Annotated in this window: 22 protein-coding genes; 15 read left to right on the top strand and 7 right to left on the bottom strand. The window is 57.3% G+C overall.

From position 1 onward, the window contains the following. Positions 1–12: 12 nt before the first annotated feature. The 13 genes from hisD (at position 13) to BXP70_RS08250 (ending at position 13,770) form a co-directional block, all read left to right on the top strand. Positions 13–1,308 (top strand): histidinol dehydrogenase, encoded by a 1,296-nt coding sequence (hisD, locus tag BXP70_RS08190; RefSeq protein ID WP_086593543.1) that lies wholly within the window; start codon positions 13–15, stop codon positions 1,306–1,308. Between the two features lie 156 nt (positions 1,309–1,464). After that, on the top strand, positions 1,465–2,520 hold the full coding sequence (hisC, locus tag BXP70_RS08195; protein WP_086593544.1) for a histidinol-phosphate transaminase: 1,056 nt from the start codon (positions 1,465–1,467) through the stop codon (positions 2,518–2,520). 8 nt (positions 2,521–2,528) lie between these two features. After that, a complete protein-coding gene (locus BXP70_RS08200; RefSeq protein ID WP_086593545.1) occupies positions 2,529–2,978 on the top strand; it encodes an ATP-binding protein in 450 nt (149 codons plus the stop codon). Next, positions 2,968–3,744 carry a tRNA(His) guanylyltransferase Thg1 family protein gene (locus BXP70_RS08205; protein ID WP_086593546.1) on the top strand — a complete coding sequence of 259 codons (777 nt, stop codon included), beginning with the start codon at positions 2,968–2,970 and terminating at the stop codon, positions 3,742–3,744. Before BXP70_RS08200 ends, BXP70_RS08205 begins: the two co-directional genes overlap by 11 nt. 203 nt (positions 3,745–3,947) lie before the next feature. Beyond that, positions 3,948–5,054, top strand: a complete 1,107-nt coding sequence (gene hisB, locus BXP70_RS08210; RefSeq protein ID WP_086593788.1) for a bifunctional histidinol-phosphatase/imidazoleglycerol-phosphate dehydratase HisB — start codon at positions 3,948–3,950, stop codon at positions 5,052–5,054. 177 nt (positions 5,055–5,231) lie between these two features. After that, positions 5,232–5,819: an imidazole glycerol phosphate synthase subunit HisH gene (gene hisH / locus BXP70_RS08215; RefSeq protein ID WP_086593547.1), complete on the top strand. Its 588-nt coding sequence runs from the start codon at positions 5,232–5,234 to the stop codon at positions 5,817–5,819. Between the two features lie 106 nt (positions 5,820–5,925). Next, positions 5,926–6,642 (top strand): 1-(5-phosphoribosyl)-5-[(5-phosphoribosylamino)methylideneamino]imidazole-4-carboxamide isomerase, encoded by a 717-nt coding sequence (hisA, locus tag BXP70_RS08220; protein ID WP_086593548.1) that lies wholly within the window; start codon positions 5,926–5,928, stop codon positions 6,640–6,642. Between the two features lie 140 nt (positions 6,643–6,782). Next, the gene (hisF, locus tag BXP70_RS08225) at positions 6,783–7,541 is read left to right on the top strand and encodes an imidazole glycerol phosphate synthase subunit HisF (RefSeq protein ID WP_086593789.1); all 759 of its coding nucleotides are present in this window, start codon (positions 6,783–6,785) and stop codon (positions 7,539–7,541) included. Positions 7,542–7,691: 150 nt separating this feature from the next. Further along, on the top strand, positions 7,692–8,339 hold the full coding sequence (hisIE, locus tag BXP70_RS08230) for a bifunctional phosphoribosyl-AMP cyclohydrolase/phosphoribosyl-ATP diphosphatase HisIE (protein ID WP_086593549.1): 648 nt from the start codon (positions 7,692–7,694) through the stop codon (positions 8,337–8,339). A 330-nt stretch (positions 8,340–8,669) separates the two neighbouring features. Then, the gene (locus BXP70_RS08235; RefSeq protein ID WP_143436417.1) at positions 8,670–8,948 is read left to right on the top strand and encodes a hypothetical protein; all 279 of its coding nucleotides are present in this window, start codon (positions 8,670–8,672) and stop codon (positions 8,946–8,948) included. 191 nt (positions 8,949–9,139) lie between these two features. Beyond that, positions 9,140–12,037: a PAS domain-containing protein gene (locus BXP70_RS08240; protein ID WP_086593551.1), complete on the top strand. Its 2,898-nt coding sequence runs from the start codon at positions 9,140–9,142 to the stop codon at positions 12,035–12,037. Positions 12,038–12,297: 260 nt separating this feature from the next. Further along, positions 12,298–13,071 (top strand): glycosyltransferase, encoded by a 774-nt coding sequence (locus BXP70_RS08245; protein WP_086593552.1) that lies wholly within the window; start codon positions 12,298–12,300, stop codon positions 13,069–13,071. A gap of 18 nt (positions 13,072–13,089) precedes the next feature. Continuing rightward, positions 13,090–13,770 (top strand): lipid-A-disaccharide synthase N-terminal domain-containing protein, encoded by a 681-nt coding sequence (locus BXP70_RS08250; protein WP_086593553.1) that lies wholly within the window; start codon positions 13,090–13,092, stop codon positions 13,768–13,770. Positions 13,771–13,823: 53 nt separating this feature from the next. Here the strand turns inward: BXP70_RS08250 and BXP70_RS08255 are convergent, their stop codons facing one another. Continuing rightward, positions 13,824–14,804: a GDP-mannose 4,6-dehydratase gene (locus tag BXP70_RS08255; RefSeq protein WP_086593554.1), complete on the bottom strand. Its 981-nt coding sequence runs from the start codon at positions 14,802–14,804 to the stop codon at positions 13,824–13,826. Between the two features lie 145 nt (positions 14,805–14,949). Between BXP70_RS08255 and BXP70_RS08260 the strand changes: the two genes are divergently transcribed. Together BXP70_RS08260 and BXP70_RS08265 are read left to right on the top strand one after the other, a co-directional pair. Continuing rightward, complete coding sequence (locus tag BXP70_RS08260) at positions 14,950–15,861, top strand: glycerophosphodiester phosphodiesterase (protein ID WP_086593555.1); 912 nt, start codon at positions 14,950–14,952, stop codon at positions 15,859–15,861. A 102-nt stretch (positions 15,862–15,963) separates the two neighbouring features. Next, the gene (locus BXP70_RS08265; protein ID WP_179197625.1) at positions 15,964–17,646 is read left to right on the top strand and encodes an ArnT family glycosyltransferase; all 1,683 of its coding nucleotides are present in this window, start codon (positions 15,964–15,966) and stop codon (positions 17,644–17,646) included. Between the two features lie 104 nt (positions 17,647–17,750). On the opposite strand, the gene BXP70_RS08270 is transcribed toward BXP70_RS08265, so the two are convergent. The 6 genes from BXP70_RS08270 to BXP70_RS08295 form a co-directional block, all read right to left on the bottom strand. Further along, a complete protein-coding gene (locus tag BXP70_RS08270) occupies positions 17,751–18,839 on the bottom strand; it encodes a hypothetical protein (RefSeq protein ID WP_086593557.1) in 1,089 nt (362 codons plus the stop codon). An 889-nt stretch (positions 18,840–19,728) separates the two neighbouring features. Continuing rightward, on the bottom strand, positions 19,729–20,886 hold the full coding sequence (locus tag BXP70_RS08275; protein WP_086593558.1) for a tetratricopeptide repeat protein: 1,158 nt from the start codon (positions 20,884–20,886) through the stop codon (positions 19,729–19,731). Positions 20,887–21,057: 171 nt separating this feature from the next. Next, positions 21,058–23,613 carry a DNA gyrase subunit A gene (gene gyrA, locus BXP70_RS08280; protein ID WP_086593559.1) on the bottom strand — a complete coding sequence of 852 codons (2,556 nt, stop codon included), beginning with the start codon at positions 23,611–23,613 and terminating at the stop codon, positions 21,058–21,060. Between the two features lie 113 nt (positions 23,614–23,726). Continuing rightward, on the bottom strand, positions 23,727–23,969 hold the full coding sequence (locus BXP70_RS08285; RefSeq protein WP_086593560.1) for a hypothetical protein: 243 nt from the start codon (positions 23,967–23,969) through the stop codon (positions 23,727–23,729). 119 nt (positions 23,970–24,088) lie between these two features. After that, a complete protein-coding gene (locus BXP70_RS08290) occupies positions 24,089–24,676 on the bottom strand; it encodes a TlpA family protein disulfide reductase (RefSeq protein ID WP_086593561.1) in 588 nt (195 codons plus the stop codon). Positions 24,677–24,859: 183 nt separating this feature from the next. Then, positions 24,860–25,522, bottom strand: coding sequence for an HD domain-containing protein (locus BXP70_RS08295; protein ID WP_086593562.1), 663 nt, complete (start codon positions 25,520–25,522; stop codon positions 24,860–24,862). Positions 25,523–25,588 lie beyond the last annotated feature (66 nt).

Below are 25,588 nucleotides of genomic sequence, written 5' to 3' on the forward strand. Positions count from 1 at the left end.
GCAGTCACGCTTATGCAAGTTTTTCAATACCCTGTTTCAGCTGAGTGGCCCGCGCTCCAGCAGCGCGCCGCGGCCGGCGAAGCCCGCCAGGTAGAAGAGCGCGTGCGCCAGATCTTTGACGACGTGCGCCAGCGCGGCGACGAGGCCCTGCGCCAGTACGCCGCCGAACTCGACGGCGCCACGCTCACCGAGCTGCGCGTAACACCCGAAGAGCTGGCGGCCGCCGAGGCGCAAGTACCGGCCGAACTGCAAACGGCTATCCGGCAGGCCCACGCCAACTTGTGGAAGTTTCACGCCACCCAGCGCACGGAAGAACCTAGGGTTGAAACCATGCCGGGCGTGACGTGCTGGCGTAAGTCGGTACCGGTGCAGCGGGTGGGCTTGTACATTCCGGGCGGTTCGGCGCCGTTGTTCAGCACCTTATTAATGCTCGGGGTACCGGCCCGGTTGGCTGCTTGTCCGGAAGTGGTGCTAACGACGCCACCCCAGAAAGATGGCTCGGTAAACCCGGTGATTCTGTTTACGGCCCAACTGCTCGGCATTCAAACGATTGTGAAAGCCGGCGGGGCGCAAGCTGTTGCGGCTTTAGCGGGGGGCACCGAGAGCGTGCCGGCCGTGGATAAAATCTTCGGGCCCGGCAACCGCTACGTGACGGCCGCCAAGCAACTCGCCACCCAGCACGGCGTAGCCATCGACATGCCGGCCGGTCCGTCGGAGGTGCTGGTTATTGCCGACCGCACGGCCAATCCAGCCTTCGTTGCCGCCGATTTGCTTAGCCAAGCCGAACACGGCCCGGATTCGCAAGTGCTGCTCTTGACCGATTCGGTGGAGTTGCTGCCGCTGGTAACAGCCGAGGTAGAACGCCAGCTAGCCGAGTTGCCACGCCGCGACGTTGCCGCCCGCGCCTTGGCCGAGAGCCGCGCCATCTTGCTGCGCACGCCGGAGGAAATGCTGTTCTTCTCTAATCAGTACGCGCCCGAACACCTTATTCTGTCGGTGCAGGACCCAGAGGCACTGGCCGGGGGCGTGACCAGCGCCGGCTCCGTGTTCCTCGGCCACCTCACGCCGGAAGCCGCCGGCGACTACGCCTCGGGCACGAACCACACCTTGCCCACCGGCGGTTACGCCCGCAACTATAGTGGCGTGTCGCTCGATTCGTTTCTGAAGAAAATCACCTTTCAACGCATTACGCCCGAAGGCTTGCTGCACGTGGGGCCGGTAGTGGAAACGATGGCCGAAGCCGAAGGCTTGCACGCCCACGCCCGCGCCGTGACTTTGCGCTTAGAGTCCATTTCGGTGAACCGCTAACATTGATCATTTAACAAGTAACGTACAATGAAAACCAGAATGCTGCATAGCTAGGGCTAGCTAGGGTCCCGCTCCAAAAGGCGCGACCTAGCTTTGGCGGCTTGCCCACCGCTTCGTCAGCCCTTGTTAAATGGTAGATGTTACATGAGAAACGAAATGTTATTTGATCTTGAAAGCCTAGTCCGCCCGAATGTACGGGCCATGAAACCGTACTCTTCCGCCCGCGACGAATTTGAGGGGGAAGCCCGCGTCATGCTCGACGCCAACGAAAATAGCCTCGGCAGCGCCGGCCCGGAGCGCTTCAACCGGTACCCCGATCCGCACCAGCGGGCCGTGAAAGCGGCCTTGGCGCCGCTGAAAGGCGTGGCGACCGAGCAGATTTTCCTAGGTAATGGCTCCGACGAAGCCATCGATTTGCTCGTGCGCCTGACCTGCGTGCCCGGTCAAGACAGCATTCTGATCTTGCCGCCAACCTACGGCATGTACGAGGTAGCCGCCAACCTCAACGACGTGGCCGTGGAGCGCCTGCCGCTCACCGCCGACTTTCAGTTGTCGTCTGAAATCGTCGCGCAAGTAAACGCGTCGCAGGCCAAGCTGGTGTTCATTTGCTCGCCCAACAACCCAACCGGCAACCTGCTCCACGCCGAAGCCGTGGAAGAAATTCTGCGTGGGTTCGGCGGCTTGGTCATTGTGGATGAAGCCTACGCCGACTTCACCACCGCGCTAAGCTGGACCACGCGCCTAGCCGAGTTTCCGAACTTGGTGGTGATGCAAACCTTCTCCAAAGCGTGGGGCCTCGCCGGTTTGCGCCTCGGCATGGCGTTCGCCTCGCCCGAAATCATCAGTTACCTCAATAAGATCAAGCCTCCTTATAATATATCGGAGGCCACGCAGCAGCATGCGCTGGCGGCTTTGCAAGATGCAGAGCGTTTCGAAGCCATGCGTACGGAGCTGCTGAAAGGCCGCGACTGGCTGGCCGAGCGTTTGCCGGCGGTGAGCATCGTGAAAGAAGTTTTCCCCTCGGATGCCAACTTCCTGCTCGCCCGCTTCCGTCCCGATGCCACGGCCGTGTACGACTACTTGCTGGAAAAAGGCATCGTGGTGCGTAACCGCACGACCCAGCCCGGCTGCGCCGGCTGCTTGCGCCTGACGGTGGGCAGCCCCGAGGAAAACGACGCCTTGCTGGCGGCGCTTCAGCAGTACGAGGGCTGAACCTAGGTATGCAACTCGTGGTGTTCTGCGGCATTCAGGCAACGGGGAAGTCGACGTTTTACCAGCGCCAGTTCTTCCATTCGCACGTGCGCATCAGTATGGACCTGTTGCGCACGCGCCACCGGGAGCGGCGAATGCTCGAGTTGTGCCTCGAAACCAAGATGCGCTGCGTCATTGACAACACCAACCCGACTCGCGCCGAGCGCGCTGCGTACATCGAGCCGGCGCGGGCGGCGGGGTTTGAGGTGGTCGGCTACTTCTTTCAGTCGATAGCCGCCGAAGCCTTGGTGCGCAACCAGCAGCGCCCACCCGAGCGACAGGTACCGGACCGCGGCATCAAGGGCACGCGCAACCGGTTGGAGCCGCCAAGCCGCGCGGAAGGATTTGACCGGTTGTACTTCGTGCGCATCGGCGCGGATCAGGAATTTACAGTTACCGACTGGCAAGATGAAATTTGACGAGCTAGATACGCGGATGCGCGTGTTTGAAACGGCCCACGACCATTGTGCTCTGCCGGGCCTTTATCTGGTGGCTCGCCTGGATGGGCGCGGCTTCACGCGTCTGACCAAGGAAGTTCACCCGTTTGAAGCGCCGTTCGACGAACGCATGCGCGAGCTGATGACGGCCACCGTCACGCACTTGCTCGGCTGCGGCTTCCGCATTTTGTACGGCTACACGCAGAGTGACGAAATTTCCTTGTTGTTGCATCCCGAGGAAAATACCTTCGGCCGGAAGCTGCGCAAGTACAACTCCATCTTGGCCGGCGAAGCCTCGGCGGCATTTTCCCTGAAGCTAGGTGCCATCGGCGTGTTCGACTGCCGCATTTCCCAGTTGCCGCGCGAGCAAGATGTCATCGATTACTTTCGGTGGCGCCAGGAAGATGCCGGCCGCAATGCGCTGAACGCTCATTGTTACTGGATGCTGCGCAAGCAAGGTCATTCGGTGGCGGAGGCAACGGGGCAAGTCCTCGGGCTAGGCACCGCGGCCAAGCACGATTTGTTGTTCGCAAAAGGTATCAACTACAACAACTTGCCCGCTTGGCAAAAACGCGGCGTAGGGTTGTACTGGGAAACCTACGCCAAACCCGGCTTCAACCCGCTCACCCAGGAAACCGTGCATACCGCTCGCCGCCGGCTGAAAATCGATTTGGAGTTGCCGTTCGGCGAAACGTATGCTTCGTTCATCCAAACCTTGCTGGACCAGCAGCAGGAGGAGGAAAGCTAGCTTGTCGTTTGTCCTTCCGAGCGCCGCGAGGAATCTAGGTAAAAGAACCTAGGTTATTCTCCGGGATGTAAACTCAGATTCCTCGCGCAGTTCGGAAGGACAACCTGCTTCGAGAAAATTCGGCCGTGTGCCGCCTATCAAAAAGCGAAGCCGTAGCTTCGCGCTTGCAGCCTACCACGCGAACTATTCCATTCGCGCTTCTTATGAAAAAAGTCCTCTTTATAGACCGCGACGGCACCATCCTGATTGAGCCGCAACCGAGCCAGCAGATTGACGCGCTGACGCCGGATAAATTTCAGTTTCTGCCGGGCGCCATTTGTAACCTCGCCCGCATTGCCAGTGAGCTAGATTATGAGCTGGTGCTGGTGAGCAACCAAGACGGCCTCGGTACCGATAGCTTTCCGGAAGATACCTTCTGGCCCGCCCACAAGCTGATGCTCGACATTCTGCGCGGGGAAGGAGTGGAGTTTGTGCGTGAGCACATCGACCGCAGCTTCCCCCACGAGAACCGGCCAACCCGCAAGCCCGGCATCGGCATGCTCACCGAGTACCTAGATTCGGCGGCCGGCTATGACCTGCAAAACTCCTTCGTCATCGGCGACCGGCTCACCGACGTGGAGCTCGCCCAGAACCTAGGGTGCCAGTCGATTTTGCTGCGCGAAGAAGCTGACCCGCGCGCCGCGCTTACCACGACGAGTTGGGCTGACATTTTTCAGTTCCTGCGGTTGCCCGCTCGCCGGGCCGTGGTGCAGCGCGACACAAACGAAACCAAGATCCGCGTGGAGCTGAACCTCGACGGCGCCGGCCGCCCCGCCATGCACACCGGCCTAGGTTTCTTCGACCACATGCTCGACCAGCTCAGCAAGCACTCGGGCGTCGACATGAAAATCGACGTGCAAGGCGACCTGCACATCGACGAGCACCACACCATTGAGGATACAGCCATAGCCTTGGGCGAAGCCTTCACGCAAGCCCTCGGCGATAAGCGGGGCCTGGCGCGCTACGGTTTTTTACTGCCCATGGACGACGCCCTGGCCCAAGCTGCCATCGACTTTTCGGGCCGGCCGTGGCTGGTGTGGGAAGCGGAGTTTAAGCGCGAGCGAGTAGGCGATATGCCCACCGAACTGTTTTACCATTTCTTCAAGAGCTTCTCCGACGCCGCCCGTTGCAACCTCAACATTAAGTGCGAAGGCCAGAACGAACACCACAAGATCGAAGCTATTTTCAAAGCAGTAGCGAAGTCTATTAAGATGGCGCTGGTGCGCGATGCGGCGAAGATGGAGATACCTAGTACCAAAGGTATTTTATAGTCTTTATCCATTTGTTTTAACAAATGGATAAAGACTATTTGGTCTGATTACCAGCTCCTTGATTCGTCTTATTGGTTTCTTTGTTGCGTTGCGCACAGCGTCTAGATGCTTGCAAAGAAGAAGGGCAAAAGGTAGCTGAGCTTATTAACAAATGAATAAACATCGATTATTTCTCAAATGGAAATAGCGGTTATTGATTACAAAGGCGGCAATGTGCAGTCGGTTTTGTTTGCCCTAGAACGCCTAGGTGTACAGGCTACCCTGACCTCCGACGAGGAAGTAATTCGGCGGGCCGATAAGATTTTGTTCCCTGGTGAAGGCGAAGCGGCCTCTGCTATGAGCGAGCTGCGTGCCCAAGGTCTCGACCAATTGCTGCCCACCCTAACGCAGCCCTTCCTAGGTATTTGCCTGGGCATGCAACTGCTCGGCACGCACAGCGAGGAGAACGACACCGACCTACTGAACATCCTGCCCTTCGAGGTGAAACGCTTCCCCGCCGACGCTCAGCATAAGGTGCCGCACATGGGCTGGAACACCTTGCAGCGCCTCCGGTCCCCGCTGTTCGAGGGCCTGCAAGCCGAGGATTACGTGTACTTCGTGCACAGCTACTACGCCCCGGTTGGTGAGTACACCATTGCCGAGGCCGAGTACCCCGCGCCGTTCAGCGCCGCCGTGCAGCACCGGAATTTCTACGCTGTGCAGTTTCACACCGAGAAGAGCGGCCCCGTCGGCACGCGCATTCTAGAGAACTTTTTGAAGCTGTAAGTAGAGGGCTTAGAAGTTAGAGCTTAGAACCTAGCAGTGAGACTTTGTGCTAGGCTTACTTAAATTCTCTAAGCTCTAGGATCTAAACTCTACGTTCTAAATCAACATGGAAATAATACCCGCTATTGATCTAATAAACGGCCAGTGCGTGCGGCTAACGGAAGGGGACTTTGCCCAGCAAACCACCTACGACAACGACCCGCTGGCCGTAGCTCAACGCTTCGAACAGCACGGCGTGCGTCGCTTGCACCTGGTGGACCTCGACGGTGCCCGGGCCAAGCGCCCAGTGAATTTGCCGGTGCTGGAGCGCATTGCCCGCCAGACTCAACTGACCATCGACTTCGGCGGCGGCTTGCAAAGTGAGGACGCGGTGCGCCAAGCATTCGACGCCGGTGCCGCCCAAATCACGGCGGGCAGCATTGCCGTGCGTGAGCCCGAAACGGTGCGTAACTGGCTCCAAACCTTCGGGGCGGAGAAGATTATCGTGGGCGCTGACTTTCGGAATAATCATATTTCCATCAATGCCTGGGCCGAGCAAAGTGAGCGGACGCTGGCCGAGTTTATTGGCGAGTACCTAGGGGCTGGCGCCACCACGTTCGTGTGCACCGACGTGAGCAAGGATGGCAAGTTGCAAGGGCCCGCGCTGGAAAGCTACCAGGCGCTGCGCGCGCAGTTTCCGGCGGCCCAACTCGTCGCCAGCGGCGGCGTGACCACCCTGGCCGACGTAGAAGCCTTAGCCGAGGCCGGCTTGTACGGCGCTATCATCGGCAAGGCCATCTACGAGGGCACCATTAAGCTGGAAGAGCTGAAGAAGTTTCTGTAGCCAAATAGGCGGCGCGAACAGCAGGAGGGCAGTAGCCTAGCCTGTGCTTCGCGCGTCGTTGCTCGCCGGGTTTGAGGCGATGCAGCGATTATCGTTCAACGATGCGCGAAGCCTGTGCTTCGCGCTACATCTCGAATCAAATGCTAACCAAACGCATTATTCCCTGCCTCGACGTGAAAGACGGCCGCACCGTGAAAGGGGTGCGCTTTGAAGGCTTGCGCGACGCCGGTGACCCCGTGGCCCTTGCTTCCCGCTACGCCCGCGAAGGCGCCGACGAACTCGTGTTTCTTGACATCACGGCCACGAACCAGAAGCGAACTACCTTGGTGGCGCTGGTGCGCGACGTGGCCCGCGAGCTAGATATTCCCTTCACCGTGGGGGGCGGCATCGGCACGGTGGCCGACGTGGAAGCCTTGCTGCTCAACGGCGCCGATAAAGTAAGCATCAATTCGGCCGCGCTGCACCGCCCGGAGCTGATCGACGAGCTAGCGCGTCGTTTCGGCTCACAGTGCATTGTGGTGGCCGTGGATGCGCGCTACACTGTGGAAAACGGCTGGCAGGTATACACCCGCGCCGGCACCCATAACACCGGCCACGATGCGGTAGAATGGTCGCGCGAGGTGGCCGAGCGCGGTGCCGGGGAGATTCTGCTGACTTCCATGAGCAACGACGGCACCAAAGACGGCTTTGCGCTGGATCTGACCGGTGCAGTGTCCCGGGCTGTTTCCGTGCCCGTGGTGGCCTCGGGCGGAGCCGGCAGCAAGCAGGATTTCACGGCCGTCTTTCAGCAAGCCAACGCCGACGCGGGCCTCGCTGCTAGCATCTTTCACTTCGGCGAAATCGGCATTGCGGAGCTGAAGCAGCACCTGCGGGCCGATGGCATCCCGGTGCGACTGTAGCGCCGCGTAATGACCTAGGTCTAACCATCAGGCGGAGTTGGTCGAAGCATCTGTGCCGCCAACGATGTTATTACTGCGGGAGAGATGCTTCGACCAGCTCCGCCTGATGGCTAAACCTAGGTGAGTTAGTAAATACGATAAGGAAGTCTGATGACACTCGATTTTGAAAAGATGAATGGCCTGCTGCCCGCTGTGGTGCAGGATGCGGCCACCGGACAGGTGCTGATGGTGGGCTACGTGAACGAAGAAGCCTGGGAGAAAACCCAACGCGAAGGCCGCGTCACGTTCTTTTCCCGTTCCAAAAACCGCCTCTGGACCAAGGGTGAAACCTCTGGCAACTTCCTGCGGGTGGTCAGCACGCACGAGGATTGCGACGGCGACGCCGTGCTCATCCGCGCCATTCCCGACGGGCCTACCTGCCACCGCGGCACGACCAGCTGCTTCGAGCAGCCCGCGCAAACGGCTTTACCCACAGCCCCGGTAGGCTTCCTGGCCGAACTGGAGCGCCTGGTGCAGCGCCGCCGCGACTTCCCGGAGGAAGACCCCAAATCCTACACGGCTTCCTTGTTCCGCAAGGGCATGCCCAAAATCGCCCAGAAAGTAGGGGAGGAGGCCGTCGAAACCGTGATTGATGCGGTTGGGGGCAACGTGGAAGGTCTGAAAGGGGAAGCCGCTGATTTGCTGTACCATTTGCTGGTGTTGCTGGCGGCCTCTAACCTTACGTTGGAGGATATTGTGGCCGTGTTGCGCCAGCGCCACACCACTATTTCGGCGGGCGTGCGGCGGGAAGACAGCTGAGCTGCCGCCAACACCCCGATACCTAGCTAGGTCTGGTGCGTTGGCTCTTTTCTACATAGTACTGCCGGGTTGATTCGTTATATGCTTTGGTATTTTTGAAGTAAAATAACTGACGAAAACAAGATGTAGCTTTATGATATAGCTACCAATTGATCAACTATGTTGCTGATTTTCCTGTGAAATACTTAACTAGATAGAAGATCATTAAAGAAGGGCTTAAATCATATAGAGTTTTATAATTGGTTGGCTTTTTGAAAGGATGTAATTATATTGCTTACAGCTGAGTCTAGGCTCCTGTTGGCTTGCTTACTCATTTTCATATCGGCTACTATGTTTCCTTCCCCCGTCGCACATGCTATGCGGTTCTGGCAAGATATGCTAGGCCAACAACACGAAACGCCCCGTTCCTTTCTCTGGGAAAATGTAGAAGACATGGAGCCGGACGAGGCTGGCCCCATCGACTGGAAAAACCAGGAAGCCAAGACCCGCATCTACTTCAAAGGCGACAAGGTGATTTGCGTGCTGGGCGACTACACCTACTGGCGGCGGCAATGGCAGGCCTTTGCCAAGTGGCACTCGGTGGCCCTGAAGCAGGTAGGGTTGAACTAAGTAAAATAAGTAAGATAGAACGCGCCGCTGGCGCGTTCGTCGTTTAGGGCCGCTTGGCTGGCCGCCGCTGGCCCGTGCCGTGGGAGGAAAACCGTTACCCTAGCTTGGCTTCATCTTCCGGTTAGTGCCGGCAAATAGCTTGTGTGTGTGCGGGTTGAAGCGTTTATTTTGCAGGCCGTTTTCTACCTGCCATGCCTACACTTCCCTTGCCTGAACGGTCGGTAGCGCTACTTGATACGCTGCTCGATATTTCGCTTACGGCCGTGGCACTGCTGCGGCCGCTCTACTCGGACGACAACCGCCTGACCGACTTTGCCTGGGTGTACCTGAACCCCGCCGGCCAGCAGATGCTGCGGCAGCCCGAAGTGCCCACCGCGTCCCTGCTCACGCTGTTTCCTACTGCCGTGGAAGATGGCGTATTTGCCAAATGCCGCCAGGCGTTCCTCACCGGTGAGGCCCAGCGCAACGAGACGCTCTACCAAGCCGACGGCCTGGACGGGTACTTCCTGCTGACAACCCAGCGGAGCGGCGACCTGTTAGTGGTCAATTTTACCGACACCAACTACCACCCGCGCACGCCCGTCGAGCAGGCTTTGCGCGCGAGTCAGGCGCGGGAGCGGGAAGCCCAGGCCGAAACCGAGCGCCTGAACCAGGAACTGACAGTTGCCGTGCAGGTCGCTGAGCGCGAACGGGCGCAATTGCAGGCGCTGTTGACGCAGGCGCCGGTGGGCATTGCCTTGTTTCAAGGTGAAGCGGTACGCGTGGCCGCCGTGAACGAGCGGATGGCGGCGTTGTGGGGCCGGACGCCCGAGCAGGTGCTCGGCCAGGCGCTGCTGGAAGGCGTCCCTGAACTGCGGGGCCAGGGCTTCGACGAGATGATCCGCGCCGTTCTGCACACGCGGGAGGCGTACATTGGCACGGAGGCCCCCGCCTTCATTCTGCAAGACGGTGAGATGGTCGCCCGCTACTATAATTTCGTGTGCCAACCCATCTACGATTCCCAGGGCGAGCTGCTAGGCGTCGTTAATGTGGGTACGGAAGTCACGGAGCAAGTGGAAGCCCGGCGCCAATTAGAGCAACTAACGCAGCAGCTCGACGCGCGCGTGCAGGAGCGCACCCAACAACTGGCCCAGCAAACACACCGCTTGGCCCGGCTCGTGCAGGAGGCGCCGGCCGCCATTGCCTTGCTCGACGGGCCGGAACTGGTCTTTCAGCTGCTCAACGCCAACTACCAAGCGTTGTTTCCCGATCGGGCGCTGCTCGGTCGGCCGGTGAGGGAAGCCCTGCCCGAGCTGTTGCATACTCGCTTGGGTGAGGTGTTGCGCAACGTCTACCAGACGGGCGTTACCTTCGAGGGCTACGAGTTTCCCATTCCCTTCGCGGGCCCGGATGGGCAACCTCAGGCGCGCTACTTTGACTTTATTTACCAGGCGCGCTACGACGAGAGCGGCGCCATCGACGGCTTGGTGTTGTTCGGCTTTGACGAGACAGAACGGGTGCTGCGCCGCCAGCACACGGAAGCCTTGCAGGCCCAACTGCTAGCCGCCGCCGAGCAGCGGGCCCGGCAGCGGCAGGATCTGTATCGCATTTTTGAGCAGGACCCGGCCGCCATTGTGCTGCTGCGCGAACCGGACCACCAGATCGACTACTTCAACCCAACGTTCGCGGGCCTGTTTCCGGGGGAAAGCCTGCGCGGCCGCACGGTGGCCGCTGCCTACCCCGACGCGTTTGGCCGCGGGGTCATGGGCCGGCTAGACCACGTGTACCAAACGGGCGAAACGCGCCAGGGCCTGGAAGTCGCGCTGCCCGTGGCCCCGCACCCAGACCGCCCCCAGCAGCAACGGTACTTCAACTTCACCTACCAGGCCTACCGCGAGCAGAACCGCATCGTTGGCGTGGCCGTGTTCCTCTACGAAGTCACGGAGCTGGTGCAGGCCCGGCAGGCGGTGGAAGCCGGCCGCCGGCAGTTGCAGCTGGTGACGGATGCGCTGCCGGTGCTGATCGGCTACCTCGACCGGGAACGGCGGTACCAGTTTGCCAACGAAGCCTACCGCGGGTGGTTCCACCGCGCCCCGTCCACGCTGCTAGGGCAGCCGGTGCGCGCTATCGTGGGGGACGCTGCGTACGCCGCCACCAGCGGCTACATGGAGCAGGCGCTGGCCGGCGAGCGGGTCGACTTTGAGGCCACCATGCGCTACCGCGCCGATTTTACCAAGCACATCCGAACCAGTTACATCCCCGACGTCCACGACGGCGCCGTGGTCGGCTTCTACACGCTGGTGCTCGACGTCACCGACCAGGTGGAAGCGCGGCAACGCGTGGAGGAGAGCCGGCAGCAAACGGAGGCCCTCGCCGCCGAGTTGCAGCAGGTCAACGCCCAGCTCCTGCGCACCAACGCCGACCTGGATACGTTCGTGTACACGGCTTCGCACGACCTGAAAGCCCCCCTCACCAACCTGGAGGGGTTGCTGGCGGTCTTGCAGGAAGAAACCGCCGCTGGCCACTGGAACGATACGGCCCGCCACGTACTGCGCTTGATGCAGGAGGCGGTGGGGCGGTTCCGCGCCACGCTGGGCTACCTCACCGAAATCACTCACCTGCTGCCCGGCACCGAAACCGAACCGCTCGACGCCGCGGAAGTGACAAGCATCGTGACGGACGTCGAGTTGGACCTAGCCCCGCTGGTGGCCGCGGCCCGGGCACAGGTGACGGTGGATGTGGCCGAGTGCCCAGCCGTGCGGGTACCGGCCAAAACGCTGCGTGCGGTGGTGTATAATCTGCTCAGCAACGCGCTCAAGTACTGCGCCCCCGACCGGGTGCCCACTGTGCACCTGCGCTGTTGGTGCGAAGCGCAGGAAGCAAAACTGGCCGTCCGCGACAACGGCCTAGGCATGGACCTGACCCGGCAAACGGAGCTGTTTAGTTTGTTCCGCCGCTACCATCCGCACGTAGAAGGGGCCGGCGTGGGCTTGTACATGGTCAAGCGCATGGTGGAACACGCCGGGGGGCGCATCGAGGTGCGCAGCCAACCTGGGGAAGGCAGCACGTTCACCGTGACGTTTCCGCATCCTGGGCAGGAGTGTTCCTAGCGATACCTGGCTATAAATTGACCGAATACCTTCTGGACTAACTTCTTCGCTCTTGCCTTGCCGTTGTGCTTTCGCCCGCCTTGCACCACCTAGCCTGGTGCTACGTGCGCTAGCCTCGCGGCCAGTGCTGGCAGAGCTAGCGCCGGCCGCACTGGCCGCGAGGCAACCAAGCCCGAAGGGTGCCACCCAATGAGAAGCTAGGCCTACGCCATCAGTGCCGGGTTTTCTCGCTACCTTGCGCCCCGATTTGCCTAGCTTCTATGCCCACGCCAACCACCGCCGACGCTTACCTCGCTACCCAATCCCTCACTGTGCTGGTCCCCGTGTACAACGAGGAAGAAAGCCTGCCGCAGTTTGTGGTGGAAATGAATAAGTTTCTGGAGAAAACCCCCGTAGCCACCACCGTGCTGTTCGTCAACGACGGCTCCACGGATAACTCCCTGCCCATTCTGCGCGACATCTGCCGGCAGGACGGCCGCTACGAGTTTATTTCCCTTGCCAAAAATAGCGGCCTGAGCACGGCCATCAAGGCGGGCATCGACCATTGCCGCTCCACGCTGCTGGGCTACATCGACTCCGATATCCAGACCACGCCGCTCGATTTTCTGCGTTTCTTCGAGTTTTTCCCGCAGTTCGACATGGTCAACGGCATCCGGGCCAAGCGCCAGGATACGGTGGTCAAGAAACTCTCCTCGAAGATTGCCAACACCGTCCGCCGCACCCTCATCAACGACGGCATTCAGGACACTGGCTGCCCGCTGAAGATCATCAAAATTGAGTACGCGCGCCGTATTCCGCTCTTCCACGGCATGCACCGCTTCCTGGGGGCCTTGGTGCAGCTGCAAGGCGGCAAGGTGAAGCAGATTCCGGTGCAGCACTTCCCGCGCTTTGCCGGCACGGCCAAGTACAACCTCTGGAACCGGGCCTGGAAGCCGCTGGTGGATACGTTCGGGTTCCGCTGGATTCGCTCGCGCTGGAAAAACTACGAAATCGGGGAGCAGCAACGCGGGGGCAACGCCACGCCGGCCGCGTAAGGAGAGGGCTGCTACTATATGAAGCTAGATAGTATCTGGGTGGCCAATGCCATTGGGCTCACCTCGCAACTGCTGTTTTCCAGCCGCATCATTCTGCAATGGATTCAGAGCGAGCGGGCCAAGCGTGTGCTGGTACCCACCTTGTTTTGGCAAATCAGCCTCGTCTCGTCGTTTCTGATGATCGTGTACGGCATGCTGCGCCACGACCCCATTATCCTAGGGGCACAGCTCATCAGCTACGGTATCTACATTCGCAACCTGCAACTGCTGGGCGAGTGGCGCAAGCTTAACGGGTTCTTTCGCGCCGGGGCCTACCTGTTTCCGCTGGCGACGCTGGCGTGGTTTGTAACGGGAACGTCGTTTTTTAGCTTGCAAAACATGCTCAACAATCGCATTCCGCGGGGGGTGTTGGTCCTCGGCGCCGTTGGGCAGACTATTTTTCTGCTGCGCTTTGTCTATCAATGGCTGTATTCCGAGCGTAAGGGGGAGTCGGTGCTGCCCCTAGGTTTTTGGGGGGTGAGTCTGGTCGGCTCGGCGCTAATTCTGATGTATGCGGTATTGCGGCGCCCGGTCGATATTGTCTTGATCCTGGGGAATGTGCCGGGCCTTGTGGTGTACGCCCGCAACGTGGTGCTGCTCCGGCGCGAGATTAAGCGGCTGAAGATCGAAGAAATCGAAAACGAAGAAGTAAAGCACTAAAAGCAAGGGCCCCGATGAAAGTCGGGGCCCTTGCTTTTTAAGGTACCTAGTCGTTATTCCGCTACAGCCGCGTGGGCACGTTCCCAGGCCACAAACTGAGCCAGGCCGTCGGCCAGCGACGTTTGGGGGGCGTAACCGAGCAGTTGGTGCGCTTTGCTAATATCGGCGTAGGTCACGTCGACGTCGCCGGCCTGCATGGGCTGAAACTGCAGCTCGGGCGTCACACCCACGGCCGTCCCGATGGCCTGAATCAGGTCGAGCAGCGTGACGGGGTTGTTATTCCCTAGGTTGATGGTCTGGTACACGTCCGTGTGGGTGAGTAAGTACTGCACGCCCCGGGCAATGCCGTCGACGGTGTCGGCCACGTAGGTATAGTCGCGCGCCGTCGTCCCGTCGCCGAACACCGGAATGGGTTGGCCCGCCCGCAGCAGGCGCACAAACTTGTGAATAGCTAGGTCGGGGCGCTGGCGCGGGCCGTACACCGTAAAAAAGCGCGCGTTGATAACGTCGAGCTGGTAGAGGTGGTGGTAGGTGGCGGTGAGTTGTTCGCCGGCTAGCTTAGAGGCCGCATATGGGGAAATGCACGCTTGCAGCAGGGGCATATCCTCGCGGAAGGGACGCTCGGGCGTGTTGCCGTACACCGACGACGACGAGGCGAAAAAGAGCTTGGAGATGCCGCGCTGGCGCATCCACTCCAGCAAGTGGGTAGTGCCAATGACGTTGTTTTCTAGGTAGGCAATGGGCTGTCGTACCGAGGGGCCCACGCCTGCCTTGGCTGCCAAGTGCACGACCAGGTCAATGGGGTCAGCGGGCAGGGCATCGGCTAGCGACTCGGCACCGCGTTGCAGTTCTACTTCGTGGAAGCTGAACCTAGGATGCTGGGCGAAATCGGCCATGTTGGCCAATTTGAGGGTACGGTCGTAGAAAGGATCAAAGTTATCCAAGCCGACAACGCGGTACCCATCAGCAAGGAGCCGTTGGCAGACGTGCGAGCCAATAAAGCCCGCGCAGCCAGTGACCAGAACAGAAGGCATAAACAAAGGGGAAGCACTGGAAAAGAAAATCCGCCGGGGGCGGGGCGCCAAAGGTAATGGTAAATAACCATCTCATGGTAGATCTGGTTTAAGGCACATGCAGCCTTTGGCCTCGTTGCAACACGAAGCTAAAACGGGGTGATTTATGGCAAGAAAGAATACATTTTGGGCAGTAGGACTGCTGGCACTGGCTGGGGTCGGGGGGTATGTACACGTTTTAACGCGGGCCGTCCCTGAAGCCCCTACCTTGCAAAGACCGGCTATTACGGTCATTGGACATGCGGGTTCCGGGTTTTTTACGCCCCTCAATCCCTTCAATCCGCTGCCCCCGAGTAGTCTGGCGGGTTTGCAGCGGGCACTGGCCCGCGGCGCCGACGGCGTCGAAATCGACGTCCGCTTAAGCCGCGACAGTGTGCCGTTTATCTACCACGATCCAACCTTGAATTCGATGTCGACCGGGGAAGGCTGCGTGAGTCAGTACACGGCTGCTGAGCTGGAGACGCTCGCCTACCGGGGGGGGCTGGTCTATGATCTTTTTCACGACGAGCACCTGATGCGGTTGCAAACCGTGCTAGAGGCGCTGCCACACGGCCCTAATGCGCCGATCATTCACCTGGACTTACATGAGGACGATAACTGCGCCGCGGCTACTTCACCCTCCCGCTCGCCGGTACTTGTTCGGGCGCTGGCACGCTTGCTGCGCACGTCTTCGCTGCCGCCGGAGCGATTATTGATCTTGTCCATGAACAAGAAAACCGTTGTGGCCTTGCGCCAGCAACTACCCGCTGTGCCGCTGGGATTGGAAATCACCAAGGATTTTGAGAAAGGGTTACAAACGGCTATCCAGCAAAAAGTGCAGGCGGTAGTTGTCAGCAAAGATGTTATTACCCCCGAGCGGTCGGGGCGAGCCCGGGCGGCTGGCTTTCAAGTCATCGTCTTTGGGGGGCGTTCGCCGAAGGCAGTTGCGCGTTTAGTAAGCTGCCGCCCCGATGCCATTGAAGTAGACAATGTGCCCGAGTTGCTGGCGCAGCTAGGTCGCCGGCTTCCGCAAGAGTAGGAGTAGGGCATGAAGCGAAGGGGGCTTGCCTGCGGATTTTTATTGTTACTTGCTGCCAGCAGTCGTTAGGTAACGACGGTGCGTGTTTTAGCTGTTTTTCTTGTGTTCCTCAGACAACTACTAGCCCGAAACCGGGCTTTAACGCGGCTAGCGTCGGTGCTAGCCGTATGTGGCTTTAGTTTTTTTGTGCACGGCTCGGCCCCCGAGGTTAGCCTGATGGAATCGCGCAACTTTGTGGCCGCGCGCGAAATGGTGGCGGGTGGTTCCTGGCTTATCCCCACCATGAACCAGGAGTTGCGTCTGGCTAAGCCGCCACTACCAACCTGGGCCGTGGCAGCGGTGCAAACAGTGGTGGGCCCCACGGAGAACCTAGCGTGGTTGCGTTTACCAGCGGGCATCATGGCGACGCTGTTGGTGCTTTTCTTCTGGGGGCTCGTGCGCGAATTGACGGCCGACCGCGCGGCTGAACAAGAGGCACCCGGCCGCACAGCGTGGCTCAGTGCCCTGGTACTAGCAAGTAGTTTGCTCATCATGACCACCGGGCGTGAAGGGCAGTGGGATATTTTTGCTAATAGCTTTTTGGTTGGGGCCTTATGGCTGCTGGTGCGAGGCTGGCGGAGCATGGGGGCCGGTTATGCTAGCTTTGCTGGTGCTGGGCTGCTGCTGGGGTTGTCCATTCTCAGTAAAGGCCCCGTCGCGCTCTACGCAGGCTTGCTTCCGTTTGTAGGGTGTTACGCCTCCCGCCTGAATGAGGCCCGTGCTAGCGTGCGCACGCACGGCCGTGGAGCATTATTGGCGGCGGTAGTAGCCTTGGGAGTGGGGTGTGCCTGGCCACTCTATATTCTTTATCACGTGCAACCAGCCGCGCTGGCGGTGGCACAAACCGAAGTAACGGCCTGGCGTGAGCGGCACGTGCAGCCGCCATGGTACTACTGGAATTTCTTTGTGTTCAGCGGCATCTGGGTCGTGGCGGCTTTAGCCTCCTTGGCCGTGCCGTATGCCCGGCGGCGGTTGCTGCCGTTTTTACCTTATGCCTTGGCGCTGGGCTGGCTACTAGCCTCCTTGGTGCTGCTGAGTCTAGTGCCAGAGAAAAAGGAGCGGTATATGCTGCCCTTATTGCCTCCACTGGCTTTGCTGGCAACTGGGATGCTGCGGTATTGGGAAACGGCTTTCGCGCAGCAGCAAGCAACCCGCACCGACCGGCGTGTGCTGCGGTTTTGGGTTGGGATATTTACGCTGGTTTGCGTGGCCGTACCCGTGGCAATGCTAGCGGCCAAGCTGCCTGGCTTTGGACCGGCAACCGCGCGCTTCGGCGCGGGAGTCGTTTTGTGTGGCGGCCTAGCCGTATGGGCGATCCGAGGAGCCGGGCAGCAACTACGGCCCACCGTACTGGTCGCAGGGTCGCTTACGCTGGCAGCACTGCTGATTACGTTGCTGCTACCAGCTTATCCGCTTTGGGAAGCCCGGCGCCAGGAGCCTGGCTTACGCCATTTTCGGGATGTGCGGCAACTCCCGTCCATCGCCGGACGGCCATGGTACAGCCTACAGGAAATGCACGTAAAGCAGGTATGGGCAGCTGGTAGGGCAGTCCCGCTTTGGCATTTGCCTACTGATTCGTTGCCTCTGCAACGTATACCGCTCGCCGTGTTCTCTGACAAGCGCCGCCTTGACGAATTGCCCGCCCGCTGGCAGCAGCAGTTGCAGGTTGACTTAGTAGATAGCTTTTACCTAGGCCGCGAACGGAAAGACGGGCTATGGTATATCTCGCTGGTGAAGCAACGGTAGAAATTCTGCTTAACATAATAGTTAAACAACCTTAAAAAAGACTGGGTGGTCGCTCTTGTAATAGGAGTGACCACCCAGTCTTTTTGTTGTTAGGTGCTGATTAATCAGCGATTTAATTGTTTCCGGATCTTCTCCAGCAAAATATTTACGATATCCAGGTCATCAGTGTCCTGGATCATGAGGTTGGAATCAATACCAGGACCCACAATGTGCACTGAATAGGTACTAGTTCTGTTGCTCTCTAGGTTCTCACTGCGCGTAACAGCTGTGGTGCTGGCCCTATCCGATGGTCTAACAGGCGGATTGGTGACGCTAGTCGTTGTTTCTCCAGTTATGTTTGTGTTTGCCGAGGTACTCGTGAGTTCCTTTGAAACAGACTGCGCTTGTGGAGTCGTTATTACTGCATCGGAGGATGGCTTGCTAGATGTATCATCTTCATCCATATCGTCTGTATCTAAGCCAAATAGGCTGGATATCGCATCACGACCCCTTAACGGTGGTACAAAACCAGCGTTAGTGGTAGGACTAGGGCTCGCGAGTGGTGGCAAGGAAGTAGGTACGATTGGGGATGACTGGTCTGGTGGCAATACACTGCCACTGTCGTTGGCGTTGTTAAGTGCGTTTGTACCAACACCAGCAGCAGCTAGAGGTGGCTTGAAAGCATTCAGCGGCATCTCGGTGCTTGCTAGCTCCCGACGGGGTGCTTGTTGGGCCGCTAGTTGATCAATATCTGCTACAATATTGCGCTCGTCGAGAATGCCTACCATTCGCGCGCCATCGACAAATGCTTTCGATACGGTCTGAGCGTTTATCTCTTCTACTCCAAACTCGCGAATTAGAATCACGTCGAACATGTGGATGGGAAGTTCTCGGTTACGAAACTTCCGACAGATCTGCGTGAATAAGGGAGGATTCAAAAAGGCTTCCCGATGGTATATCTTCTCTTCTTGCTTGTCATAAGCATGTTTGATGCGGCGAAACAAGTTAGTTGTGGTTAGCAGTTCACGCTTACTGGTTACTAAGCCAAACTTAACCGCAGAGCCGATGATGGCCTTGAATGAGCCACTAACCTTACGATTTAGCTTGCGTGCGCAAGTATCAATAGCGCATTTACCACCAGTATCATCTACTATTTCTGCTACTTCCCAAGCACCAGTATAACTTGTTCGTGGGTAGTCTATTGTCTTTGGCATACGTGAAGTAGTATTAGAGGTAAAAGGGTATGCAAGTATACGAGTATAAATAATAAAAGTACATATTAGTGGTAAAAAGTATAAAAAAGTATGAAAGTATATATATTTTTTGTACTTTTTTATACTTTGTATTGCTGCTTATTCATTACCTCATGAATAATTAACTATCCACTTTAATTATATAGTATAAATAGTACCAATCATACATGGCGGGACCGAAGGCTAGGGGCAGGAGTGGAGCCCCTTTTTTAAAGTGTAGAGGCTTCTGTAACTCACCAGCTGCTCTCTAATGAACCAACAAAGGCCTTATTTCAGACGTTAGACACAGCGCCTCTATAGCGCTTCCAATAGAGGCATCGGCACTACACCCGTTTTTGATTGAGTTATTGAGCAGACAATCTTTGTCTATAATTCTTCGCCCGTCTCATCATTTGAGCTACACAATACACTTCAACAGCCATTAATACTTTGTGCTGAACTGGGACGATCGCTCAGCCAACTTAACTAATAGCGCACCGCATGAAGAGGCTTACAGAGAAACGTCCACAAGCTTCAGGCGTTCTGCACTTGAAGATGCTACTGAATCTGCTACTAAGTTTCTAGCAACGTGTCTACACACCAGCCACCAAATAGCACAACGTTCTTTCTAAGAAATGAATGATTTAGTAAATCACCTTATATGACGTCCACAACTTTTGTAGCAAACTGTATGACTAAACTTCAAACCTACTATTACCAACTCAACTATGAAAAAGAGCCACCGATGCCTGCTTTTCCAAAACCGTCCATTTGTCTTATAATTTATATTATGTTAAGTAGACTTTTCAAAAAAGGACCCGTGCAAGCTGCACGGGTCCTTTTTCTTCACTCCTAGCTGTTGGCAGCCGTATTATTTTGCGGAGCTCATTTTTGCGTTCATCTTCTCTGCTTCCGACGTGCGGCCTAGCTGCGTGTAAGCTTTCTGCAGAGCACCCATTGTCGCGCGATCATTCGGGTTAGCGGCCAGAGCTGCTTCGAAGTACGGCACCGCTTGCTGTACGTATTTCTTAGCTTCCGTTTCTTTGGCTTTGCCTTGCTTCTGGTATGTAGCTAGGCTCATTTTGTTAACGCTTTTAAGAATATCTGCGCCTTTGTTGAAGTAATATACTCCAACGTTAAACTGCGCATCAAAATTCTTAGGATCTACGTCAACAGCTTTCTGGTACGAAGCCAGCGCTTGTTCGGGCTGCTTCAGCTTGTCATACACCGAACCACGCACCGTATAAAGATTCGAGTTCTGCGGGTCCAGCTCAATGGCGTGGTTAAGCTTGTCGATGGCTTGCTTATCCTGGCCCGAGCTGATCAGTTGGTTCAGATCTTCCAGCACAAAAGACTTGCGATTTGGATAAGCCTGCAAAGCTTGCTGCAATACTTTGGAAGCATCCGCATCGTTTTTTTCCTGACGAGCGATTTGTAGTAGGCGCTCATAAACTTGCGGCGAAGCTTTGTAGTTCGGAATAGCTAGCAGCTTGTTGTACTCTTCTTTCGCGACACTATAGTCTTGTTTGCCTTCTGCGGCATAAGCCGCGTATACATAGGCCGTGGTATCCTGTGGCATATACGCCTGGGCCTGCCGGTACGACTTAATAGCCTCGTCAAAGTTCTTGGCATTGTAGCTTTCTACGCCAGCGTTGAGCGCCATGCCGTAGGCATTTTTGTTCAAGCCTTCTAGCTTAGTCGTTGCTTGCTTGCCAAACTCACTGTCTTTGCCCTCTACTTCAACAGCTTTCTTGTAAGACTCGATAGCAACCTTAGTTGGGTCGACGTCCGTTACCGTTTTCTTATAGATGGGGCTACCAGCAATTCCTTCGTAAATCTCACCACGAGTGTACCAGGTTTTGGCTTTGCCAGAGGTTTTCTCGTTGGTGATGGCTTTGTCAATCTCAGTACGCGCCTTGTCCAAGGTGCCTTGCTTTTCAAAAAGCTGCGCGTTTGTGACGGCTGAGTTCTGAGCCGAGGCGGTGTGTAAAGCGGCCGCAGCGGCCAGGGTCAGAATAATCTTCTTCATGAGGTTGTGACTGAAGAACAGGTGAAGTGAGTGGAAATTGCTGCTCTAACGGGAATAATCGCCGGTTTAGTTCAGCTGATAGAACGTTGCGTCGGAGAAGCTGGGGATTGGCAGCCGACAGGTTTGATCCTGCAATACTACTACCAATCCCCGAAATACTCCTTATCGCTACTAGTTTGCGCTCAGAGCGTCTGGGTCGGTGAGCGCGGCTACGTCGGCGTCGGGCGTTGCATCCGGGCCGTCACCAGTTGGGGCTAGGTCCGCACCTTCCGCGTCTGCATCCTTTTCCTCGGCCGCAACTTTCGCCACCGACGAGATTTCATCGCCCTCGTTAATCTTGAGAAGTCGTACGCCCTGCGTAGCCCGGCCAATCGTGCGGAGGTCGGCCACCCGCAAGCGAATCATAATCCCCGATTTGTTGATGATCATCAGATCATCGCCGTCGTTTACGTCTTTGATGGCCACTAGCGCCCCGGTTTTCTCCGTGACTTTCATGGCCTGAACGCCTTTACCACCGCGGTTGGTGATTCGGTATTCTTCCAGCTCCGAGCGTTTGCCGTATCCGTTTTCCGACACCACCAGCAGTTCCTGGCTCGTATCCGAAATGCAAACCATCCCCACGACCCGATCGTTGTCATCGGTCAGGGTAATACCGCGTACCCCGGCGGCACTGCGGCCCATGGAGCGCACTTTACCCTCGGGGAAGCGCACCGCCCGGCCCGAACGCAACGCGACGACGACTTCGCTGTTGCCAGTCGTGAGCTGTACGTCGAGCAACCGGTCGCCTTCGTTGATGGTAATCGCATTGATACCAGCCGTCCGCGGACGTGAATACGCCTCCAGCGGCGTTTTTTTCACGGTGCCTTGCTCAGTGCAGAACATTAGGTAGGTGTTCTCCAAGTAATCGGGGTCGCGCAGGCCACGCACGTTCAAGACGGAACGCACATTGTCTTCCCGCGGAATCTCGATAAGGTTCTGGATCGGGCGGCCTTTGGCGTTCTTCCCTCCTTCCGGCACCTCGTACACTTTAAGCCAGAATACTCGACCTAGCTCAGTGAAGAACAATAAGTATTCGTGGGTGGTGGCCACAAACAGGTGCTCAGTAAAGTCGTCCTGCTTAGAAGAAGCCCCGCGCGAACCAACCCCGCCACGCCCTTGCGAGCGGTACTCATCCAGCGGCGTACGCTTGATGTAGCCTTCACTGGAGATGGTAATTACCATGCTCTCGTCGGCGATCATATCTTCCATTGAGAAGTCGCCGCCGGCGTATTCGATCATTGTGCGGCGGGCATCCCCGTAGCGCTCCCGAATATCGTTCAGTTCGTCCTTGATAATTTGCCGCTGCAACTCCGGCGAAGCCAGCACGTCGTTGAGGTGATCAATCAGGCGCGTGAGTTCGTCGTACTCCTTCACGATTTTGTCGCGCTCCAGGCCGGTAAGGCGCTGCAAACGCATGTCCAGAATGGCGCGGGCCTGTACTTCACTCAGCTTGAAGCGGTCGATGAGCTCCGTGCGGGCAATTTCTGGGTCGCGGGAACCACGAATCAAGGCAATTACCTCGTCCAAATGGTCGAGTGCAATGAGCAGACCTTCCAGGATGTGGGCTCGCTTTTGAGCTTCGGCTAGCTCGAAACGAGTGCGGCGCACCACTACCTCTTCGCGGTGCTCCACGAAGTGCTGAATCAAGTCGCGCAGGTTCAGCGTCATGGGCCGGCCTTTCACCAGCGCCACGTTGTTGACCCCAAAGGACGATTGCAGCTGCGTGTACTTATAGAGCTGGTTAAGCACCACGTTGGGCATGGCGTCACGCTTCAGGTCGTACACGATGCGCATCCCGTCGCGGTCCGACTCATCACGCAAGTCGGCGATGCCTTCGATACGCTTCTCGTTGATGAGCGCCGCCGTTTTCTCGATCATCGACGCCTTGTTCACCATGTAGGGAATTTCGGTGATGACGATCTGCTCTTTGCCGGTGGGCGTGGTTTCATAGTGCGCTTTGGCGCGCACTACAATGCGGCCGCGACCGGTTTCAAAGGCTTGCTTTACTCCCTCGTAGCCGTAGATCGTACCACCCGTCGGAAAGTCCGGCGCGGTGATATACTCCATCAGTTCGGGAATGGTGATATCAGTGTTGTCGAGGTAAGCAATGATACCGTTCACAACTTCCGTCAGGTTATGCGGAGCCATGTTGGTGGCCATGCCCACGGCAATGCCGGAGGTGCCGTTCACCAGCAGGTTCGGAAACTTAGCGGGCATTACGCTGGGCTCTTCCAGCGAGTCGTCAAAGTTGGGTTGAAAGTCAACCGTCTCCTTGTCTAGGTCGCCCATGAGCTCATCGGCCAGACGCTTCAGGCGCGCTTCCGTGTAACGCATCGCCGCCGGCGAGTCGCCGTCGACGCTACCAAAGTTACCCTGCCCGTCAACAAGTGGGTAGCGTAGGCTCCAATCCTGGGCCATACGCACCATGGTGTCATACACCGAGGAATCGCCGTGGGGGTGATACTTACCCAGCACCTCCCCTACGATACGGGCACTCTTTTTGTAAGATTTGTTATAAGATACGCCCAGCTCGCTCATGCCGTAGAGCACGCGCCGGTGCACGGGCTTCAGGCCGTCGCGCACGTCGGGCAGGGCCCGGGAGATGATGACCGACATCGAGTAATCGATGTAGGCGCCACGCATCTCGTCTTCAATGTTAATCGGAATGATCTTTTCGCCTTCCGCCATAGAGAAATCTGAGTCGGCCTAGGCCCCAACGAAGGAGCTTTCGGCACCGGTGAATTAAGTACTGCGAGAAGCCCGCAAGATACGAAAAAACCCCGATTTTGCCTAGCTCTGGGCTACTTCAACGACTTGCTTTTATCCGTCTTGTGGCGGTCCGTTTTTTGGCTGTGTACTTTGATTTTTTCCCCAATAGCGGGGTTCTGTTTTTTCCACAGCGGCTGCCCTCGATACTTAGCGCCATCGTGCAAATGCACCTTACGTGTGTGGCAAGAAGCAATGGGGCACGTCCGGCAGGAAGCTGCCGTCAGCAGAACGGTAAGCGGCAATACCAACCGGGTTAGGAGTAAGCGTAAGTTCATCAAGCGTCAAAGGTAGGGAAGCAACGCGCACCCTGCGCAAAAGCCGGGCCGGGTGTCCAATATTGCCTAGTTATGATTAGCCTACCTACCAAGAAAGTCTGCCCCAAGGAAGCCTTTCATTACAGGGCTTGTTGCAATTTCTTTTGCAGCTTGGGGAAAGAGATATCGACGGCCACAATTCTGCCGCTACCATCCAAGAGCAGATTAGCTGGTATGCCGGTGATGGCAAAGCGTTTTATATCCTCCCCGCTGGTTCCTTTCAGTTCGGACAGATGATGGATCCGCAGGCTATCCTCGCCAATGGCTTGTACCCATTTGTTATAGTTGATATCCAGCGAGACGCCGACCATGCCGAAGCCCCGGCTGTTATACTGTTTGTACAGGCTGTAGTACTTGGGCATTTCCATGCGGCAGGGGCCACACCAACTGGCCCAAAACTCGACCAGTGTTAGCTTGTTCCGTTTCAAAATTTGTTCTGCGTCCAGTTGCTCACCTGCTGGCGTCTTACCGGCTAGGCCCCGGACGTAGCTGCCTACAAAGTGCTGGTTGTTCAGATTGCGGCTCTCGTTTACGGCCAGCGCCTTATCTAATCTCCGACCGTCGAAGCTCTTTTGCAACGAAACAGGCATCGCCTTGTAGTATTGGCGGAAGCGCTCCACCGAAGGTAAGTCATTTGCGTTGTCAAGCATGGCGTAGAGAGACACCATGGAAGCAGGATAACAGCTTCAGGGCTAGGCTATTCACCTAGCCCTGAAGCTGTTTATTGCAATTGTAGAAGCGTTTGCTTGGCAAGAACACCAGTAGTCAGCAAGTCGTACTCTTAAAACGTAATAGTTCACTAGTATAAAAATAAAGTTATATAAATCGAAATCACTCAATAGCTATTCTACTCACCTCACATCCTCCCCTTCCCACTCCCGGAGAAACTGCGCCAGAAATGCCTGCATAAACTGCTGCCGTTCATCAGCTATTTCGCGGGCCGCGGGGGTGTGCAGCCGGTCGCGTAGGTGCAGCAATTTCTCGTAGAAATGATTAATCGTCGGGCCAGTATTCTTCTTGTAGCTCTCAAAAGAATCGTGCTGCACCGGCGGCACGCTCGGGTCGTGTAGGGGGCGGCCTTTATGCCCGCCGTAGGCAAAAGCCCGCGCCACCCCAATGGCCCCAATAGCATCGAGGCGGTCGGCATCCTGTACCACCTCCCCTTCCGGCGTGCTCATGGGCGTGGGCACCCCTAGCCCTTTAAAGCTGATTTCGCGGATGATTGTCTCCACGCGCTGAATGACTTCTTCCTGCGTGCCGAGGCTCAAAAGCCAACGTCGAGCCTCGCGCGGACCAGCTTCCTCATCGCCGCCGTGGAATTTCCAATCGGCCACGTCGTGCAGCAGGGCACCTAGCTCCGTCACGAGTGGATCGGCACCGGGCACGCGGGTGGCCAAGCCCCGGCTTGTTTGCCACACCCGCCGGATGTGCTCCCAGTCGTGCCCAGAGCCTTCGTGTAAAAACTTTTCACGGACAAAGTCGGCCGTGCGCGTAATGAGTTCTTGAGCTTCCATAAGCGTACATACAGTGACGACGATAAAACAGACAAGCGAGTCGCCACGCCGCAAAACAACGCGATA

The sequence above is a fragment of the Hymenobacter crusticola genome, from assembly GCF_002154225.1.
GTDB lineage: Bacteria > Bacteroidota > Bacteroidia > Cytophagales > Hymenobacteraceae > Hymenobacter > Hymenobacter crusticola.